Raw genomic sequence first — 542 nt, forward strand, 5'->3', positions numbered from 1 at the left:
CACTTACGATCTCCATCATGAATTCGCATGTAAGTGTTACCAAAAGGCGTCTTTTTGAGGTGCACTGGTTTTTGGTTTCGCGTAGCTGGAGGTATATGAATTGCCATAACAGGCTTGCTTTTGAGCTGAACTATTTGTACATCATCATCTGATATGACGTTGGCGCTAACACGATCACGATCATTCAATTGATTAAACAAGTCAATTTTTACTTTCTCTGGCTCAGCGACACCCACAGGAATAAACTCTTGATTGAGCTCTTGGACTCCAAGTATTACCCAACCACCTCTACTGTTAGCCATAGCTGAATAGGACGACCAGAAGTCTTTTGGTAATGCTCCTTTACCATCTCTGCCTCCTGCCAATTTAAACTCAACTTGATTTGACTCCGACAGTGTTTCTAGGTCGAGGATGTCATTGATGGTGGTAATGCTCATGCTAATCCTGATATTTGACTCAATCTGTAAGTATGATACTTCTTGTTATTTGGAATGCAATTTGTGTGGGTATAATTGCGTATAAACCTGCCACAATATATTCAA

At 40.4% G+C, this 542-nt stretch carries 1 protein-coding gene; it reads right to left on the reverse strand.

Translation table 11 applies throughout. The features are described 5' to 3' along the window. On the reverse strand, window positions 1-437 hold a 437-nt coding region (locus AB4486_RS24360), incomplete at its 3' end, for a helix-turn-helix domain-containing protein (RefSeq protein WP_372119210.1). Between the last annotated feature and the right edge of the window lie 105 nt (window positions 438-542).

The sequence above is a fragment of the Vibrio sp. 10N.222.55.C6 genome (assembly GCF_041473395.1).
In the GTDB taxonomy this organism is placed as follows: Bacteria; Pseudomonadota; Gammaproteobacteria; order Enterobacterales; family Vibrionaceae; genus Vibrio; species Vibrio crassostreae_C.